General features: G+C 58.2%; 17 protein-coding genes and 1 pseudogene. 9 read left to right on the top strand and 9 right to left on the bottom strand.

Annotation, left to right across the window (positions count from 1 at the left end):
- Positions 1 to 3: 3 nt before the first annotated feature.
- The 7 genes from AC5DB9_RS09260 (at position 4) to AC5DB9_RS09230 (ending at position 7,181) form a co-directional block, all read left to right on the top strand.
- Positions 4 to 1,737, top strand: coding sequence for a sodium:solute symporter family protein (locus AC5DB9_RS09260; protein WP_022959416.1), 1,734 nt, complete (start codon positions 4 to 6; stop codon positions 1,735 to 1,737).
- Between the two features lie 145 nt (positions 1,738 to 1,882).
- Positions 1,883 to 2,401, top strand: coding sequence for a hypothetical protein (locus AC5DB9_RS09255; RefSeq protein ID WP_272990313.1), 519 nt, complete (start codon positions 1,883 to 1,885; stop codon positions 2,399 to 2,401).
- A 34-nt stretch (positions 2,402 to 2,435) separates the two neighbouring features.
- Positions 2,436 to 4,280: a putative nucleotidyltransferase substrate binding domain-containing protein gene (locus AC5DB9_RS09250; RefSeq protein ID WP_273009586.1), complete on the top strand. Its 1,845-nt coding sequence runs from the start codon at positions 2,436 to 2,438 to the stop codon at positions 4,278 to 4,280.
- A complete protein-coding gene (locus tag AC5DB9_RS09245) occupies positions 4,281 to 4,925 on the top strand; it encodes a 3'-5' exonuclease (RefSeq protein ID WP_272990326.1) in 645 nt (214 codons plus the stop codon).
- Between the two features lie 93 nt (positions 4,926 to 5,018).
- The gene (locus tag AC5DB9_RS09240) at positions 5,019 to 5,519 is read left to right on the top strand and encodes a PaaI family thioesterase (protein ID WP_022959412.1); all 501 of its coding nucleotides are present in this window, start codon (positions 5,019 to 5,021) and stop codon (positions 5,517 to 5,519) included.
- Positions 5,516 to 5,914, top strand: a complete 399-nt coding sequence (locus AC5DB9_RS09235; protein ID WP_272990335.1) for a PaaI family thioesterase — start codon at positions 5,516 to 5,518, stop codon at positions 5,912 to 5,914. Before AC5DB9_RS09240 ends, AC5DB9_RS09235 begins: the two co-directional genes overlap by 4 nt.
- Before the next feature lie 4 nt (positions 5,915 to 5,918).
- A complete protein-coding gene (locus tag AC5DB9_RS09230; RefSeq protein ID WP_272990338.1) occupies positions 5,919 to 7,181 on the top strand; it encodes a TIGR03862 family flavoprotein in 1,263 nt (420 codons plus the stop codon).
- Here AC5DB9_RS09230 and recQ read toward each other — a convergent pair.
- A complete protein-coding gene (recQ, locus tag AC5DB9_RS09225; RefSeq protein ID WP_272990341.1) occupies positions 7,171 to 9,288 on the bottom strand; it encodes a DNA helicase RecQ in 2,118 nt (705 codons plus the stop codon). The genes AC5DB9_RS09230 and recQ overlap by 11 nt on opposite strands.
- Positions 9,288 to 9,821 carry a DUF2058 domain-containing protein gene (locus AC5DB9_RS09220; RefSeq protein WP_272990344.1) on the bottom strand — a complete coding sequence of 178 codons (534 nt, stop codon included), beginning with the start codon at positions 9,819 to 9,821 and terminating at the stop codon, positions 9,288 to 9,290. The genes recQ and AC5DB9_RS09220 overlap by 1 nt, the downstream gene beginning before the upstream one ends.
- A gap of 146 nt (positions 9,822 to 9,967) precedes the next feature.
- Here AC5DB9_RS09220 and AC5DB9_RS09215 point away from each other — a divergent pair, with 146 nt between their 5' ends.
- A complete protein-coding gene (locus AC5DB9_RS09215) occupies positions 9,968 to 11,011 on the top strand; it encodes a zinc-dependent alcohol dehydrogenase family protein (protein WP_273010072.1) in 1,044 nt (347 codons plus the stop codon).
- A gap of 4 nt (positions 11,012 to 11,015) precedes the next feature.
- Here AC5DB9_RS09215 and AC5DB9_RS09210 read toward each other — a convergent pair whose 3' ends face one another.
- The 3 genes from AC5DB9_RS09210 to AC5DB9_RS09200 all read right to left on the bottom strand — a co-directional run bounded on the left by AC5DB9_RS09210 (position 11,016) and on the right by AC5DB9_RS09200 (position 13,375).
- On the bottom strand, positions 11,016 to 12,230 hold the full coding sequence (locus tag AC5DB9_RS09210; RefSeq protein WP_272990350.1) for a BaiN/RdsA family NAD(P)/FAD-dependent oxidoreductase: 1,215 nt from the start codon (positions 12,228 to 12,230) through the stop codon (positions 11,016 to 11,018).
- Between the two features lie 77 nt (positions 12,231 to 12,307).
- Positions 12,308 to 13,081: a ferredoxin--NADP reductase gene (locus AC5DB9_RS09205; protein ID WP_022959405.1), complete on the bottom strand. Its 774-nt coding sequence runs from the start codon at positions 13,079 to 13,081 to the stop codon at positions 12,308 to 12,310.
- Between the two features lie 81 nt (positions 13,082 to 13,162).
- A complete protein-coding gene (locus tag AC5DB9_RS09200; protein ID WP_022959404.1) occupies positions 13,163 to 13,375 on the bottom strand; it encodes a hypothetical protein in 213 nt (70 codons plus the stop codon).
- Between the two features lie 215 nt (positions 13,376 to 13,590).
- On the opposite strand from AC5DB9_RS09200, the gene AC5DB9_RS09195 reads away from it, so the two are divergent.
- A complete protein-coding gene (locus tag AC5DB9_RS09195; RefSeq protein ID WP_272990356.1) occupies positions 13,591 to 15,744 on the top strand; it encodes a TonB-dependent siderophore receptor in 2,154 nt (717 codons plus the stop codon).
- Positions 15,745 to 15,811: 67 nt separating this feature from the next.
- On the opposite strand, the gene AC5DB9_RS09190 is transcribed toward AC5DB9_RS09195, so the two are convergent.
- The 4 genes and pseudogenes from AC5DB9_RS09190 to AC5DB9_RS09175 form a co-directional block, all read right to left on the bottom strand.
- Complete coding sequence (locus tag AC5DB9_RS09190) at positions 15,812 to 16,174, bottom strand: nuclear transport factor 2 family protein (protein WP_272990359.1); 363 nt, start codon at positions 16,172 to 16,174, stop codon at positions 15,812 to 15,814.
- Positions 16,174 to 17,427, bottom strand: coding sequence for an acetyl-CoA acetyltransferase (locus AC5DB9_RS09185; RefSeq protein ID WP_272990363.1), 1,254 nt, complete (start codon positions 17,425 to 17,427; stop codon positions 16,174 to 16,176). Before AC5DB9_RS09185 ends, AC5DB9_RS09190 begins: the two co-directional genes overlap by 1 nt.
- A gap of 24 nt (positions 17,428 to 17,451) precedes the next feature.
- A complete protein-coding gene (locus AC5DB9_RS09180) occupies positions 17,452 to 18,201 on the bottom strand; it encodes an SDR family NAD(P)-dependent oxidoreductase (protein ID WP_273010074.1) in 750 nt (249 codons plus the stop codon).
- Between the two features lie 14 nt (positions 18,202 to 18,215).
- Positions 18,216 to 18,466 (bottom strand): annotated as a pseudogene (locus AC5DB9_RS09175) (hypothetical protein); the annotation flags it as partial.

Here is an 18,466-nt window from a genome sequence, read left to right as displayed (position 1 = left end):
ATCATGGATCTTCAAACGTTAACGTATCTGGTGGTGGGGTTTACCTTCGCCATCTACATCGGCATCGCCATCTGGGCGCGCGCCGGTTCAACCAAAGACTTCTACGTGGCCGGTGGCGGTGTTCACCCCGTGGCCAATGGTATGGCAACCGCCGCAGACTGGATGAGTGCCGCGTCTTTCATCTCTATGGCGGGTCTGATCGCCTACATGGGCTACGGCGGTTCGGTCTTCCTGATGGGCTGGACCGGCGGCTTCGTACTGCTGGCGATGTTCCTCGCGCCGTATCTGCGTAAGTACGGCAAGTTCACGGTACCGGAATTTATCGGCGACCGCTTTTACTCGCGTACCGCAAGGATCGTCGCTGTCATCTGTCTGATTATCTGTTCGGTGACCTATGTTATCGGCCAGATGAAAGGGGTGGGTGTGGCCTTCTCGCGCTTCCTTGAAGTGAGCTACGAAACTGGCCTGCTGGTCGGTATGGCGATCGTGTTTATCTACGCCGTTGTCGGTGGCATGAAAGGGATTACCTACACCCAGATTGCCCAGTACTGCGTACTGATTCTGGCCTACACCATTCCGGCGATCTTCATCTCCTTCAACCTGACGGGCAACCCTTTCCCGCAACTGGGGCTGGGCAGCACGATCAGTGGCACAGATGTGTATCTGCTGGACCGGCTGGACCAGGTCATTACGGAGCTGGGCTTCAGTGATTACACCAACAATGTTCGCGGCAGCACGCTGAACATGTTCGTCTACACCTTGTCGCTGATGATCGGTACGGCGGGTCTGCCCCACGTAATTATCCGTTTCTTCACGGTACCCAAGGTAAAAGACGCCCGCAGCTCTGCAGGTTGGGCGTTGGTGTTTATCGCGATTCTTTACACCACCGCTCCTGCGGTTGCCGCGATGGCTCGCCTGAACCTCCACGACACCATTGCACCGCCGACGGCCGATCAAAATCTGGCTTACGAGGAGCGTCCGCAGTGGTTCAAAAACTGGGAGAAAACCGGCCTGCTGGAGTTTGAAGACAAGAACGGCGACGGTCGCATTCAGTACACCGCCAATGCGGCGACCAATGAAATGGTTACCGTAGACCGCGATATTATGGTGCTGGCTAACCCCGAGATCGCCAAGCTGCCCAACTGGGTAATTGCGCTGGTCGCTGCGGGTGGTCTGGCTGCCGCACTGTCGACCGCAGCGGGTCTGTTGCTGGCGATTGCCTCGGCGATTTCCCACGACCTGTTGAAAGGGGTGTTAATGCCAAGTATCTCCGAGAAGTCGGAGTTGATGGCAAGCCGGGTGGCAATGGCGGCCGCGATCGGTGGTGCGGGTTATCTCGGCTTCAATCCGCCTGACTTTGCAGCGGGAACGGTGGCGCTGGCCTTTGGTTTGGCCGCATCCTCAATCTTCCCCGCGCTGATGATGGGTATCTTCAGCCCACGCATCAACAAAGAGGGCGCCATTGTGGGCATGATTGCCGGTATCAGCGTGACCTTGCTCTACGTGTTCCAGCACAAGGGCATCATGTTTGTTGCCAGCACCGCCTTCCTGGGTGACATGAAAGAGAACTGGTTCTTCGGCATCGAGCCCAACGCATTCGGTGCAGTGGGCGCGCTGGTGAACTTCATTGTTGCCTTTGCCGTCTCCGCGGTGACCAAAGAGCCACCGGCAGAGGTGCAGGAACTCGTCGAGCACATTCGCGTGCCGGTGGGTGTCAACGAAGCCCACGATCACTGATCGTGGCAACGGCGGGCAGCTCCCCACTGTCCGCCTTTTTTCTTTTCGGCGACCCTGCCGAACAAAACCGCTACACTGAAATTTGCCTTGTAACGCTGTGTGACAGCGAGTTTTCCACGACGGACACGCTATTGCGGGAACTTCAATGAGCGCCACATCCATACTCACGAATAAACATTTTGTTGTCGCGATGATCGTGACACCGATCCTCGCTATTCTTGCCTACGTTGGTGTTGACCGGGCGGTAAGCGAACGGCCACATCAGGCCGAACCAGGCAGCAGCTACGAGCTGGCGGCCAGTTCGTCCTGCCGATATTCGAGTGGGCATTGCACCTTCAAGAATGGCAACTTCAAACTGCATTTTCAGGCAGACATGCGCAGCGAGCATGTGTTGGGGCTGACACTGGAATCGGTATTTCCGCTGCAGGCGGCCAAAATCGCCATTACCCCCGACGCCGATACCGAGTATCCACCGCTGGCCATGACGCCCATCTCGGATGATGGCCGACGCTGGCAGATTCGCAGCTCCGTGCCCAAAGGCGACGCGCCCTTGTTGAGAGTGGTGGCAATGGCCGATGACAGCCTCTACTACGGTGAAACCGGTTTGGCCTTCACCGTTTATGAAACCAGTTTCGAGCGGGATTTTCGCGATCAGAAGCCCTGAGGGCTGAGGTCGCGGAAGCGATAAGGAGCCGATCATGAGCGATATGGCTGAACTGGCGCTAGTGCAGGATTTTATTGCCGAGTGCCTGCCGTTCGACAGCCTGGATGATGAGGTGCTGGCCGCATTGGCACCACAGTTGAAAGTTGCTTATTTTCGGCGCCAGCACCGCTTTGGGCCGGCGGATGGCGACGGTTTGTTTATCCTGCGCAGTGGCATGGTGGACGAGCAGCAGGAGAGTGGTTTGCTGCAGCGTCTGGAAAGCGGTGAAAGCTTCTCGCCCAATGTCGCCAAAGACGCCGACGCGGACTCGCGCTATTACTTGGCCGTCGAGGATTGCCTGGTCTATCGCCTGCCGGAAAATGCCCTGCAGGCGCTGCGCCGCCAACATCGCCATATTGACCGTTTCTTTCACGCCCGCGCTGAGCGCCGCTTGCGCCGGGCTGCCCGCTACCGGGGACAACCGTCGTTTCTCATGCAGCCGGTCACTGCCACGATGAGTGCGGACCCCTTGCAGCTCAGTGCCGACACGTCGATTAAAGCGGCGGCCAAGGCGATGACCGAGCGGCGTGTGTCGTCGGCCTTTATCACTGAGGGCGGGCAGCTGCGAGGCATTATCACGGATCGCGATCTGCGTAGTCGGGTCATCGCCACAGAGCGGAGTCCCGAGCAGCCTGTTGCGACGATTATGACCGCCCAACCCCATCGTGTGAGTCCGGATAACAGCCTGTTTGATGCGGTATTGAGCATGACCGAGCATCGGGTTCACCACTTGCCTGTGGTCGATGACGCCGGTCAACTTCAAGGGGTGTTAACCACGTCAGATGTGAATGTGGCTCGGGAAGACGACCCGATCTTTTTCGTACAGCGCCTTTCCCGCCTCGACAGTGTTGAGGCATTGCAGGCGCAGTTGGCAAGACTTCCCAGCCTGTTTCGCCAATGGGTGGAGGCCGATACACCGGCTGTTCAAATTACCCAGCTGACCACTGCCGTGAGTGACGCGCTGACCCGTCGTCTCATCCAGTTGGCCGAGCAGCAACTGGGGCCTGCGCCCTGCGATTACTGTTGGATGGGTTTTGGCTCACAGGCTCGAGGCGAACAGTTGCTGGGCGGCGATCAGGATAACGGCTTGCTGATTTGCGACAGTGCCAGCGATGCCGATATGGACTGGTTTGCGCGTTTGGCGGACTTTGTCTGTAGCGGGCTGGATCAATGCGGTTACGATTTCTGTCCTGGCGATGTGATGGCGAAGTCACCCCAGTGGCGGCAGCGCGCCCGCGACTGGGAGGCCACTGTCGATGCCTGGATGCGCAGCCCCAGCAGCGATGCGGTGATGCGAATCAGCATCTTTTTTGATCTGCGCGCCATTGCCGGTAAACGCGAATTCGCTGATCGCTTGCAGCAGCACATGCTGACGCACAGCCAGCGCAATACCATTTTCCTTGCTGCCTTGGCAGAAAATGTCCTGTCCAGCTCCCCGCCGCTCAGTTTGTTTGGACGATTTATTCTGGAACGCAGTGGCGAGCATCGACAGGGGCTGGACCTGAAAAAGCGCGGTGTCTTGCCGATCATCGAGCTGGCGCGGCTGCATTCTCTGGCCTGTGGCGTCAGCGAAGTGAATACTCATCGACGCTTACAGGCTCTGGTGAAAGCCGGTGCCATGACCTTGCTCGACAGCCGTAATCTGGAAGATGCCTTCACCCTGATCAATCGTATTCGCCTGCAACAGCAGGCCGCGCAAATTGCGGCGGGTGAAACGCCAGACAACTATTGCGATCCCCGCCAACTCAGTCGTTTGCAGCGTCACCATTTGAAGCAGGCGTTTCGGGTTGTTCATCAGGCTGAAGAGATCGTCAAACTGCGCTATCGCGCCGGGGCCTGAGTGGTGGACGCGATGTGCTCAGCGCTGGCCCTTCGCATCAAGCGTCTGTCTCATCGCCAGCGTGCCGCCGAGCCGTTGCGGCAGTGCTGGCAACACAGCCCACTTCGCCCATCCCAAGACCGGAATGCCGATTACCTTGCGATTGATTTGGAAACCACGGCTCTGTCGCCAGATGAGGGGGAAGTGGTCAGTGCTGCCTGGGTGGCAGTGAGCCATGGGGAAATTGATCTGTCTTCGGCTGCGCATCGGCTGTTGCAGGCCAAGGGCGACGTCGGTGACAGCGCGACGATTCACCATCTGCGGGACTGTGATCGCGAGGGTGGGGAAGACGCGGAATCGGTGATGCGCGACCTGCTGTTGGCGGCCGGGGGCAGGACGCTGTTATTCCACGGCGGGACGCTGGACATGGCGTTTCTGAATCAGCTCAGCCGCCGCTACTTTGCCGCGCCCCTGCTACTGCCCTACGTTGATACCCTGCAACAGGAACGCCGCCGTCGTCTCCGTCACCAGGATGCTTTGACGCCCGGTGAACTGCGTCTGGCCGACTGCCGCAAGCACTATAGTCTGCCTTCCTATCCCGCCCACAATGCGCTCAGCGATGCGCTGGCCACCGCCGAGTTGTTTCTGGCAATGCGCAGTCGTTAGTTGCTTACCTTTTGCGGGCCGCCCCGGTAAACTGCCCGACGGCGCGTCGCTACTGCCGCGCAAGTCGAAAGTGATGTTGGGGGTGGGAGCACTATGGCACTGGATTTGGAAGAGCTGCGTCGTTTCGTTGATGTGGTGCTCAGTCAAAATGAAGGTGATCACTTCAATACGCTCGGTATTCGTGTGGAAGACGTCGCCCTTCACCGTGTCCGCATGTCGATGGCGTATGGCGAACAGCTGATCGGTGATCCGGATACCGGGGTGTTGCATGGCGGCGCGATTACAACCTTGCTGGATACCTGCTGTGGTTTCGCCGCGGCGACCGCGCTGGATGATCTGGGCATGACGCCGACCATTGATCTGCGCATCGATTATATGCGCGCGGCAACCCCCGGTAAGACCGTTTATGCCGATGCCGAAGTCTATCGGGTCAGCTCCAGCGTGATTTTTACCCGCGCCTTGGCGCATCACGGCGATACGTCTCGGCCGGTGGCCTCGGCCGTCGGAAATTTCTTTCGCATGGAGGCCGCCTTGTTTGAAGACTTGCGGAGGGAGTTCCGCGCTTCGGAAGCGGCGAAGAGGGCAGCACAATGACCACCCGTGAATTTCAGACTCGTATTGACCGCATTCCCTACGCCAAGACCCTGGGCGTCGAAATCCTCGATACTGACGGCTGTTTTCTGCTGCCTGCCAAGAAAAGTAATATCGGCAATCCGACCCTGCCTGCGCTGCACGGCGGTGCCATCGCGGGCTTTATGGAGATGTCGGCGATTGTGCATGTGCTGGCCCACACCGGCAGTCAGAAAACCCCCAAAATCGTCGATTTTTCTATCGACTACGTGCGGGCCGGACGCTTCACCGATACCTATTCCCGCTGTGAAATGGTGTATCTGGGCCGCAAGATGATTAACGTCAGCATCAGTGCCTGGCAGGAGGATCCTGCCCAGCCGATTGCCAAAGCGCGTGCACAATTTCTGGTAAAAGACTGAACGCGTGACCACTTCGTCCTTACTCCCCGCTGTCGTTATTGGCGCTGGCCCGGCAGGGTTGATGGCTGCCGAACAACTGGCCGAGGCGGGAGTGCCGGTAGATGTTTTCGAGGCCAAAGCCACGGTGGCGCGTAAATTTCTGCGCGCCGGTATTGGCGGCCTCAATCTGACTCACAGCGACGCGCCCGCAGCATTTATTAATCGCTATAGCCGCGGGCGGGAATGGCTAGCACCGTGGCTTGATGACTTCGATGCCGAGGCCCTGCGCGACTGGAGCCGCGAGCTGGGTATTGAGACCTTTGTGGGCAGCTCGGGGCGAGTCTTTCCCGTGCAGAAAAAGGCCGCGCCATTGCTGCGTGCCTGGCTGCGTCGCTTGCGTAACAGCGGAGTGAATATTCATATTCGCCATCGCTGGCAGGGCTGGAATGACCGCGGCGAACTTTGTTTCGACACGCCGGCAGGTCGCAAAAACCTTCGCGCCTCAGTAGTGGTGTTGGCCTTGGGTGGCGGCAGTTGGGCGGCATTGGGGTCGGACGGCCAGTGGCTGCCGTTGTTGATGCAGCACGGGGTGGCTTGCGCGGCCTTTGAGCCCAGCAATATGGGCTTTGAGGTTGCCTGGCCCGCGTTTTTACGCGGCGATCATGCCGGCGAGGCGCTGAAGAATATTGGCCTGTCATTCACTACTTGTGAGGGACAGCGCTGGGCGCGTAAAGGCGATGCGCTGATCAGCGAATATGGGCTGGAAGGCGGCTTGATATACGCCGCCTCGGCGGCATTGCGTGGTTTGATCCAGCGCGACGGCCACGCGGATATTCACTGGGATCTGCTGCCGGATATGACCGCCGAGGCGCTGACGGAAAAATGGCGGGCGCAGCGCCGCAGTGAGTCGCTGAGTAATCGCCTGCGTAAAATCGGTATCAAAGGCAGCAAGCTGGCCTTGCTCAAAGCACTGACGAGCAAAGCCGAGATGCAGGCTGTCGATAAGACGCCGTCGCGGTTAAAGCAGTTGCCTCAGCGTCTGAGTCGCTGGCGGCCGATTGACGAGGCGATCAGCACGGCGGGAGGCGTTATGTCCTCCGCTCTGAATGAGGGCTTGATGCTGAACGCGCGTCCCGGAGTGTTCTGCGCCGGAGAAATGCTGGACTGGGATGCGCCAACCGGTGGCTATTTACTGACGGCCTGTTTTGCCAGTGGCCGGGTGGCAGGTCGTGCGGCGGCGGCCTATATTGCCGCGCAACACCGTGCTGATGAGCCGCTCAGGCGCTGACCGCGTCTGCGGCGCGCACGCATTCCAATATGCCGTAATCGTATTCGCCGCCCAGGGCTTCGTACACGGGCTTCAGGCGCCCGTCTTCACTGTGTTCAAAGGCGAAGCGAATTTCCTGCAGCGCGGCGTCGTCCAGTTCGATGACATCATCCAGTTCCAGCTCGCCAGCGGTGATTGCCGCGGCCAGATGCCGGTATACGGTGGCCAGGGTGAGTTCGCGGCGATGGGCAATTTCCAGCGGCTTCATACCCTGACAGAGCAGTTGCACGCTCTGTTCGGCGGTATCGGTTTTGGGCTGGGTGTCGGCATTCTCCAGAATCACATCCAGAAAACTGTCGCCGTAGGCATCCAGTTTGCGTTGACCGATACCGGAGATATGGCTGAGCTGGTCCAGCGTTTGGGGCTGGCGCTCGGCCATTTCGGCGAGGGTGGCATCGTGGAAAATCACATAGGCGGGCACGCCCTGTTCTTCGGCCAGTTGCTTGCGGTGGGCGCGCAGCGCTTCCCAGAGGCGGCTGTGAGCGGTGTCGGCAAAGCTGCGGCGTTCGCGCTTGCCGCCGCTGACCTTGCTGAGTTTACGCAGGGTAAGCACTTGCTCACCGCGAAGTACTGGCCGGGCAGATTCGCTTAACAGCAGGCTGCCGTGACCATCCAGATCAACCTGCAACAGGCGTCGGGCGATCAGCTGTCGGAAGAGGCCGCGCCACTGGCTGCTGTTCAGCTCTTTGCCAACGCCAAATACGCCGAGTTTCTGATGGCCGAACTGCTGGGCGCGATCACTGTCTTTGCCCAGCAAAATATCCACCAGATAGTTCACCCCGAAGCGCTGGCCGGTGCGGTATACACAGGACAGGGCTTTCTGGGCCGCTACGGTGGCGTCCCAGGTTTCAGGTGGGGTCAGGCAGTTGTCGCAATTGCCGCAGGGCTGGTCGAGATGGTCACCGAAATAAGCCAGCAGTGCCTGACGGCGGCAGCTTTCCAGTTCGCAGAGACCGAGCATGGCATCGAGCTTGTGGCGTTCAACACGCTTGTACTGTTCGTTGGCCTCAGAGCTTTCCTGCATTTGCCGCAGGGTGATGACATCTTGCAGGCCGTAGAGCATCCAGGCGTCGGAGGGCAATCCGTCGCGCCCGGCACGACCGGTTTCCTGATAATAGGCTTCGATGCTCTTGGGCAGATTGAGGTGGGCGACAAAGCGCACATCGGGTTTGTCGATACCCATGCCAAAGGCGATGGTGGCGACAATAATCACGCCGTCTTCGCGCAGGAAACGGCTTTGATGTTGCTGGCGTGTTTCCGTGGGCAGGCCTGCGTGATAGGGCAGGGCGTTCAGTCCTTTGCTTTGCAGCCAGGCGGCGGTGTCATCTACGCGCTTGCGGGATAAGCAGTAGACGATCCCGGCATCGCCGTCGTGTTCGTTGCGGATAAAGCGCAGCAGTTGTTCACGGGCATTGCCGTTATTCTCCGCGATGCGGTAGCGAATATTGGGGCGGTCAAAGCCATTATTGAAGACCTGCGCCGATTCCAAGGCCAGCCGTTGAATAATCTCTTCGCGGGTACGTTCATCGGCGGTGGCGGTGAGGGCAATACGCGGCACGGCCGGGAAGCGTTCGTGCAAAATCGACAGTTGGATATATTCGGGGCGGAAGTCGTGCCCCCACTGGGAGACGCAGTGCGCCTCGTCGATGGCAAACAGGGACAGCGGGCTGCGATCCAGCAGTTCCAGCATACGCGGCATCATCAGCCGCTCTGGAGCCACGTAGAGCAAGTCCAGTTCCCCGGCGAGCAGGGCCTGTTCGACATCCCTGGCTTCCGGTCCACTCAGGCTGGAGTTCAGGCAGGCGGCGCGCACGCCGTTCTGGCGCAGAGCGTCGACCTGATCCTGCATCAGGGCGATGAGTGGCGAGACAACAATCGCCGTACCGCTGCGTACCAGCGCGGGGATTTGAAAGCACAGGGACTTGCCGCCGCCGGTGGGCATCAGTACCAGCGCATCGCCACCGTCGATCAGTTGGCGGACGATGTCGGCCTGATGGTTGCGGAAATTTTCGTAGCCAAAGACGGAACGCAGAACGTCCAGTGCAGCGTGGTCGGTCGCGCTTTGCATTACCACATCAAATCGTCGGGAATCGGGTAGTCCGCGTAGGGGTCGTCTTCATCCACCTGATCGGCACCGGGCTTGTTGTGCACAAGAATCACCGAGGCATCGCGCTGGGCAATTTTCTCGGCGATATTAGCGGGTACCAGTTCATACTCTTCCCCCAGTTTGCTAATCGCGATCATGCCCTTGGTGAGCTGGTTCTGCTGCGCGGCCGTGACATAGAGCTTTTTGATCTTTTTGCCATCGGTGAACTGGTAGGCAACCTCACCGCCTTTGCGGTCGATACGGCTGGTGTTAACCAACTGCACAATTTGCGCATAAATCGCTTTTTTGTCAGCTTCGGCCTGTCGCTGGCGCCCCAGCTCGCGGTCGCGTTGGACTTTTTCTGCCAGCGCCTTTTCCGCTGCCAGCCGCGACTCGTTGACCTGGGGTTTGCCCTTATTGGCTTTCTTGGCCTGACGCTGCTCTTTCTTGATTTGCTTGGCCTTTTTCTCGTCGGCGAGTCCCGCCTTCAGCAGTTGTTCTTGCAGCGATGCCATGTGCCGCTCCGGTCGTGGATGATGATCGCGCTATTCTAACGCGGATTGCCCTGCGCTTCGATTCGCCTGAGCGGTTTGCAGCGAGGTATTGACGCGGTAGGTTTACAGGCTGGGCTGCTGTTTACGACCAAGATCGGAGTCAGGCAATGGATGCGATGTGTTTGGAAACGCTGGGGGCCATCAGCGCCGACAGTGAACCACTGGTTTTTAAAAGGTTGCCAACGCCCGCGGCGGCGCCGGGTGAGGTGCTCATACACGTGGCGGCCTGCGGTGTTTGTCACACCGAACTGGACGAAATTGAGGGCCGGTTGCCGCCTGCGGAACTGCCGCGAATATTGGGGCATCAGGTCGTTGGGCACATTGCCTCGGTCGGTGACGGCGTGAGCATACGGCGCCCCGGCGAGCGGGTGGGGGTGGGCTGGATCGCCAGTGCCTGCGGTGAGTGTGAATACTGCTGCAGCGGACGGGAAAATCTTTGCGCTGACTTTTGCGGTACCGGTCTGGATATCGATGGCGGCTATGCCGAGTATATGGTGGTGGATGCCCGTTATGCCGTGCCGTTGCCTGAGGGGCTAGAGGATATTCAGGCGGCGCCGATGTTGTGCGCAGGCGCCATTGGCTACCGCTCGTTGAGTCTGGCGGGGATTGAGAACGGCCAGCGGTTGGGATTGACCGGCTTTGGTGGCTCTGCGCATCTGGTCCTGCCTCTGGCCCGCCACCTGTATCCGGATTCGCCGGTATATGTCTTTGCTCGCGATGAGCAAAGCCGCGAGTTTGCCCGTTCGCTGGGCGCGGACTGGGCAGGGGATACCACCGATGCTGCGCCGCAGCCGCTGCATGCCATTATCGACACGACGCCCGCGTGGCTCCCGGTGGTCTCCGCCATGTCGCAACTGCTGCCCGGCGGCCGCCTGGTGATTAACGCCATTCGCAAGGAAGACCGCGACAATACGGTGCTGACATCGCTGGACTATCCCCGTGATCTGTGGCGGGAAAAGGAAATCAAGACGGTCGCCAATGTCACGCGTCGAGATATTGTCGAGTTCCTGCGACTGGCGGCGGAGGCCGGGATTCGCCCCGAGGTCGAATGTTTTTCACTGCGCGATGCCAATCGCGCGCTGGTCTCCCTGAAAACCCGTCAAGTCCGTGGGGCTAAGGTATTAGTCATGGATGGCGACGCGGCCGAGTGATGCGTTATACCGCGAGTCCAGCACTGTAGCCGGACGACCAGGCCCACTGGAAATTAAAGCCGCCCAGCCAGCCAGTCACGTCCAGCACTTCGCCGATGAAATAAAGACCGGGCTGCTGTTTGGCTTCCATCGTTTTGGAGCTGATACCGTCGGTATCTACCCCGCCTCGGGTAACTTCTGCGGTGCGATAGCCCTCTGTGCCCGAGGGTTTTAAGCGCCACTGGTTAAGCTGCTCGCCAATGTTGCGCAGGGCTTTGTCGCTGAACTCGGCCAGCGGCGTTTCACTGTGTTGCGCCCACCACAGCGGTTGCAATTCTGCGACCAGGCCCTTTGACAATTTTTGAGCGAGTACGCTGCGCAGCAGGCTGCGGGGATGTTGCTGTTTGGCCGTCAACAGCCAGTCACCGGCATTGTCATCGGGTAACAGATTAATGCTAATGCTGTCGCCGGGATGCCAGTAGTTGGATATCTGCAGCATTGACGGGCCACTCATCCCTCGATGCGTAAACAACAGGGCCTCGCGGAATGTTCGATTATTCGCGCTGACTTCCACGTCGAGGGCAAGCCCGGACAGGCGCTCGCAAAGACCTTTCATCTGATCACTGAACATAAAGGGCACCAGCGCGGCGTCGCGTGGGGTGAGCTGCAGGCCAAACTGTCGAGCGAGGTCGTAACCAATACCGCTGCCGCCCAGTGTGGGTATCGACAGGCCGCCGGTGGCCACTACCAGTGATTCGCAGTGCAGGCGCTCCTCACCCTGCGGCGTGCTGACGGCCAGTTCGTAGCGATAGTCGCCTTCTTTCTGTGCGGTTACCTGAGTCACTTCGCAGTGGGTGCGGATGTCAGCACCGGCGCTGGCGCATTCGTCCAGCAGCATATTGAGAATGTCTTTGGCGGAGTCGAGGCAGAATAACTGGCTGTGTTTGCGCTCTTCATAGGCGATGTTGTAGCGCTCGACCATGGCGATGAAATCCCATTGGTTGAAGCGCGTCAGGGCCGCTTTGCAGAAATGCCGATTGCCGGAAATAAAATTATCAGCTTCGACAAAGTGATTAGTGAAATTGCAGCGGCCGCCGCCGGACATCAGGATTTTCTTGCCGACTTTGTTGGCGCGTTCCAGCACCAGTACCCGGCGTCCGCGCTGTGCGGCGGTAAAGGCACAGAACAACCCCGACGCTCCCGCGCCGAGGATAATAACGTCATAGTGCTGCTGGGACATGGCGCGTAACGGAATCCTGCTGAAAGGCGCCTATTATCTCAGAGTTTGGACGCAGCCGCTTCACCGGCGCGTCGGTGTTACTGCTCTACAAATGCCCGCTCAATAACGTAGTCGGCCAGATGACCGTGACGGGATTCAGTGAAGCCGCGCTCATCCAGAATGCGGCAAAGGTCTTTCAACATGCTCGGACTGCCGCAGAGCATAAAGCGGTCGTCGTCGCTTGTCGGCTTGGGAAGACCAATGTCCAGAAACAGCTTGCCGCTGGTCATCAGGTCAGTAATGCGACCGTTATGCTTGTAGGGCTCGCGAGTGACAGTGGGGTAGTAAATCAGTTGTTCGCGAACACAGTCGCCCAGGTACTCGTCCTGTGGCAAGGCTTCTTCAATCAGTTGTTGATACGCGAGCTCGGAGACATGACGCACGCCGTGGACGAGTATGATTTTTTCGAAGCGCTCATAAATGTCCGGATCGCGAATGATGCTCAGAAAGGGCGCCAGCCCGGTACCCGTACCCAGCAAATAGAGGTGCTTGCCCGGTTTCAGATTCCCGGCAATCAGCGTGCCTGTGGGCTTGGTGCTCATGATGACCCGGTCGCCAACCTGAATGTTCTGCAGACGCGAGGTCAGTGGTCCGTCTGGCACTTTGATGCTGAAAAATTCCAGTTCGGGCTGATAGTTGGCGCTGGCCACACTGTAAGCGCGCATCAGGGGTTTTCCCTCAACCTCCAGGCCAATCATGATGAAGTGGCCATTTTCAAAGCGCAGGGATTGCTGCCGTGAAGTGCGGAAACTGAACAGGGAGTCGTTCCAGTGATGGATATGCGTGACGGTTTCCTGAATAAACTTTGACACTTGGGGCCTCCGCTGGGTGATGCTGCTCGATGAGGCCCATTGTATCAGTATTTGATAATGACTATCAATTGCGTTTGTGGTTTATTGTTGTCGCCACTGACTGCGAAGCACTGTGGCAATGATATCGGGGTCATTGAGTGGTCGCGTCGAAAGCTCTGCGGGGTCGAGTTCACCACTGCTGATCAGCTCTTCCAGACTCTCGCCACTGAGGCGGCAGTGCTCGCGTCCGGTGTCACTATTGAGCAGTCGCAGTTGAGGATCTTTCCGTTCAAGCCAAGCGTCGATGCATAACATGGTGGAGTCTCACTTTGCTGAATTTATGATAATGATTATCATTAAAATTAATAAGGCGCAAGCAATATAATGTGAACCGCGCGGAAAGCCCGATGAATCGGGAGATATGCGGTACTGGACATGGGCGATGAGAATGGCGGGTCGCTATCTTATTATTGATAATGATAATCCTTATCTTTAATGTGCGGGAAATTTTCCTTCGATAAGGCTCGCACATGACCAAACTTGGCTATTCGATTTCTCGCATTGTTCTGGGAGTAGGCCTGTTCGCCGGTGGTAGCGCTTTTGCGGCTAGCGCACCGGCAGATCAGACATCGCCGGCGAAGCCGGAAGAGATTGTGGTTACCGGGAAATACACGATCAACGAGCAAATTGACACCGCAACGGGACTGGGTCTGACACTCTATGAAACGCCACAGTCGGTGAGTGTCATGACTTCTCAGCGTATTGAAGATCAGGACCTGCGTTCGTTGACCGACGTGGTAAATAATGCGGCGGGTGTCTCTGCCAAGGGGCTGGACAGTTCTCGTCAGCGTTTTTCGGCGCGCGGTTTTGATATCGACAACTATCAAATTGACGGGGTGCCGGTGACTTGGCAGTCCGGTGGCGATGCCGGCGAAACGCAGAGTGATATGGCCCTGTATGAGCGCATTGAAATTGTTAGGGGGGCCACCGGGCTGTTGACCGGAGCAGGGAATCCCTCGGCTTCGATCAATCTGGTGCGCAAGCATGCCAATGCTCGCGAGTTCAGCGGCGACGCCACGGTGACGCTCGGACGCTGGAACTCACGCCGTCTGGAGGTCGACCTGGGCAGTGCGCTGAATCGCAGCGGTTCACTGCGTGGCCGCACTGTGGTCGTGTATGAAGATGCGGATTCCTTTCGTGATTTCGCCAGCGAACGCAAGCGGGTGGTGTATGCGGTCGTCGATGCCGATATTTCCGAGCAGACCTTGCTGAGAGTGGGGGGCAGTCGTCAGGACAATCTGCCGGAAGGCTCAACTTGGGGTGGGCTGCCGGTGTGGTATAGCGACGGGTCCAGAACCGATTGGGCGCGGTCTACATCGACGGGGGCAAGTTGGACATCGTGGGCATCAACCGTCGAGAACAGCTATCTCGACGTTGTCCATGACTTCAGCAACAACTGGCGACTTAAATTGAACGTTAACCACAGTGTTAATGAGGCCGATCTTGATCTGGTGTATCTCTATGGCGTAGTTGATAAGGCCACCGGAAATGGCCTGGGTGCGTCACCGCGCCGCTCCGATACCGAGCGTGAAATGACCAGCCTGAGCGCCCAGCTAAGCGGTGAGTACACACTGTTTTCGCGCCAGCATGAATTAACACTCGGTGTACTCGACAGCCATCAGAATGAGGCCGGTTATGTGAGTGCGGTCACTTCGGTGCCCCCGGTCGGCAGTTTCTATGATTGGGATGGTCGCTATCCTCAGCCTAGCTGGGGTGCCAGCAGCAAAGATGTCGATATGGACACCCGGCAGTCCGGCATCTATCTCGCTACGCGGCTGTCTGTCAGCGACGCGTTTAAGGTGATTGTCGGCGGCAGGGTGTCGGATTGGGAGCGCGACGGTTATACCTTTGGCAACACCAAGGTGGCGTTTTCTGAGTCCGGGGTGTGGGTGCCTTATGCGGGGGCGCTGTACGACCTGAGTTCAAGGCATAAGCTGTACCTCAGCTATACCGAGATTTTTCAGCCGCAGAATCTCCAGGACAAAACGGGGCGTTTCCTCGATCCCATTCTCGGCAAGAGCCAGGAGCTTGGGGTAAAAAGCCGCTTTTTTAATGACGCACTGCATACCACGGTCAGTGTCTTCCGCATTGAACAAGATAAGTTGGGGCAGCTGGATGCCGGGGAAACCCTGCCCGGCACCGGGGGGCTCGGTCAGGCCTATTACGAGGCTGATGGCGCGGAAACTCAGGGGGTGGAGTTGGAGCTGGTCGGCCAACTGGCCGACGGCTGGGATGTCAGCTTTAGCTATACCCGTTTCACCGCGGAGGATGCGAGTGGCGAAAAGGTGAATACCGATCAGCCTCGGGAAATGCTGAAGCTCTACACGACCTATCGCTTTGGTGGGGTGTTGAACAAGCTGACGGTCGCCGGTGGGGTGAACTGGCAGGGCGACAATTACACCGATGTCGACAATCCGGTGACGAGCCAGCAGGAACGGCTGGAGCAAAAGGCCTACATCCTGGTGAACATGATGCTGCGTTATCAGTTCACTGAGCAATTGGCTGCACAGTTCAATATGGAGAATGCGCTGGACGAGACGTATTACAGCCAGATCGGCTTCTATGGCCAGCTTGAGTACGGCCAGCCCCGCAACTACAAGCTGTCGTTGAGCTATCAGTTCTGAGTGGTATCGGTATAAAAAGGCGGCCCCGTGGGCCGCAAACGGACGGGTGGTTATTGCTTGCCGTTTTTCAGTTGGCGGCAATGGCGAAAGATTGAAGGCGAATCTTGCCGTCTCGAATGACCAGCGTGTCGGTGCCCAGTGCAAACAGTCCCGGAATGCGCCAGAGCAGATAGGCGCTGTCGCCCCGAATATCCTGGCGGGACACCTCCAGTTTTTCCAGGCTGCCCGGCGGGAGCTGGCCCAGAAAGTTCTGGAACAACTGGCGCAGAGGCGCCAGGCCCTGGACCGGGCCGTCCGGGGTGAAGACCGTGGTGCAGTCATCGTAGTCGGTCAGAATGCGGTCGATGTTGCCGTCCAGCAGGGACGCCAGGTGATGGCGAACAACCTCTTCGGTGCTGCGCTGGGTGCTGAGTGTGTCTGTCGAGGTCATTAGTCGTCACATCCTATAATGAGGGCTGCCGTGGTGGTGAGCGTTCCGCCAACATTCACCGTCATGGCGTTTTTTGCACCGCCGATTTGGTAGTCGCCTGCTTGGCCAGTGACCTGCTTGTAAGCGTCCAGTGCCATGCGCACCCCAGTACAGCCGATGGGGTGACCTGCGCCCAGCAGACCGCCGCTGGGATTGACCGGCAACCTACCGCCGGGGGCGATGCTGCCATCTTCGATGGCCTGCCAGGCGCATCCGGGCTGCACGAGCCCGCTGTGGTCAATAATCATGTACTCAGAGATATTGAAGCAGTCGTGAACTTCCATGAGGTCAACGCCGGTGACTGCTGAGAAGCTGGCACGCTGAAGAGCCTGTTGAATGGTGTTGTGCAGGTGCGGCATATAGTACGGGCTACCCGATTTTTGATTGATTTCCCGCTTGGTTTGCAGCTCGGTTGGCATGGTGGCGTGGCCGAAGCCCTTGATGCGTGGAATCTCTTCAAAGCGAATACCGCGCCGCTGTGCGTAGCTGCGCGCATAGGCTTCACTGGCTAGAAACACAAAGGCGGCGCCATCTGCCGTGCGACAGGTATCGTGCTTGCGAAACTCATCCATGGATTTCGGATTGGCAACGTCGTCTTCGATAAAGCAGGCTGGCGTTGAGGCATAGCTGCGACCTCGGGCATTGGGGTTTTTCCGGGCATTCTCCAAGTTCAGTCGGGTGATTTCCCCAAGGTGGCGGTAGTCAACGCCATAGCGCTCGCGGTAGTCGATCAGGAACTGGCTGAACAGATAGGGCCAGACCCAGTGGCCCTGTTTGCGTTCCGAGGGCCAGGCGTGGCTGCCAATAGCTTGGTCAACGGTGGCAAACTCTTTCAGGTTTGCGGTGTCGACCCCCATTACCTCTACACCGGCTGCGCAGACCACGTCATAGTAGCCCGCGCTGATATCGGCCATGGCGCCCAACAGAGCCATGCTGCCCGAGGCGCAGGCGGCTTCGTGTCGCCCGGCTGGCATTCCGGCAAGGCGGTGATCGGCCATGCCGAAAAAGCCACCCATCTGCGCATAGCCGGTCAATACGTCGCCGGAGGCGTTGCCAACATGCCCGCGTTGAATGTCTTCCGCGGGTAAATCGCATTGCTCGAGTGCTTCGGCTAATGTTTCCTTGAACAGATCGAAGACGCTCAGGCCTTCACTGTGCATGTCTCGGGCGAAGTCAGATTGTGCACCGCCCAGAACGTATACTGCGTTTGACATAAATGAACTCCTGTCAGAAAGAGATTAAAGGCCTACCCAGGTATTTGAATGCATCACCCCTCCATCCACGACCAGCGATGCGCCATTGATGTACGAGGCATGGTCTGAGCTGAGGAAGAGGACGGCGTTGGCAATGTCGGCAGGGACACCGATGCGTTTGCAGGGAATCTCCTGGGCGAGGTAGGCGCGTAGTTCGTCGAGATTCATATTGTCCAGACCTTCCAGTATTGCGGTGTCGATAACGCCCGGGAGCACCGCGTTGGCGCGCAGCCAGGGCAGGTCCTTAACCAGGTGGTGGGTAAATTTTTCGAGCGCAGCTTTGGTGGTTGAATAGAGGAAGTGGTTGGCCCACTCAATACGGGCGGCCACCGAGGCAATGTTGACAATGGCGGGTGCCGCGCTGTGTTTCAGGTTGGGTATCAAGTGCTTGACCAGCAACATGGGGGCGCGGGTATTGATATGGAAATGCCAGTCAAAGTCCTCCGTGGTGAAGTTGTAATCAACAAACCGTCCCACGCCTGCATTGTTAACCAGTATGTCGATGCATCGCCCTGACAGTTTCGAGGCCAGATCGCTGATCTTCTCCTCGTGCCGAAGGTTGCAAACGACGATTTCGAGTTGCGCCCCCAGTGCCTGTTTCAGCGAAAGCAGGGCTGCTTCATTGATGTCGACGGCGATCACCGTGGCACCGGAAGCCGTGAACTGGCGGCAAATCTCTGCGCCGATACCGCCGCTCGCCCCGGTAACCAGCACGGATTTATGATGGAAAGTCATGGGTGTAGCTCCTGCTAAAACGTGTAGCTGAGGTCGATGCCAACGCTGCGACGATCGCCGTAGAACTCGGAGATGAACCCGAAATTGCCCTCCAGATCGGTGCTGTCCACGATGTACTCTTCATCGGTCAAGTTGCGTCCCCACAGCGCGATATTCCATTTGCCGTTGGGGGACGTTGAGGACAGGCGTGCGCCGATCAGCTCGTGACTGCCGAGTGAGCTCACGTCTTCATCTTTAAACGCGTTGAAGTAGCGGTGGTCGGTGT

This window comes from Spongiibacter sp., from assembly GCF_984394615.1.
This window is presented reverse-complemented; position numbering and strand designations above follow the sequence as displayed.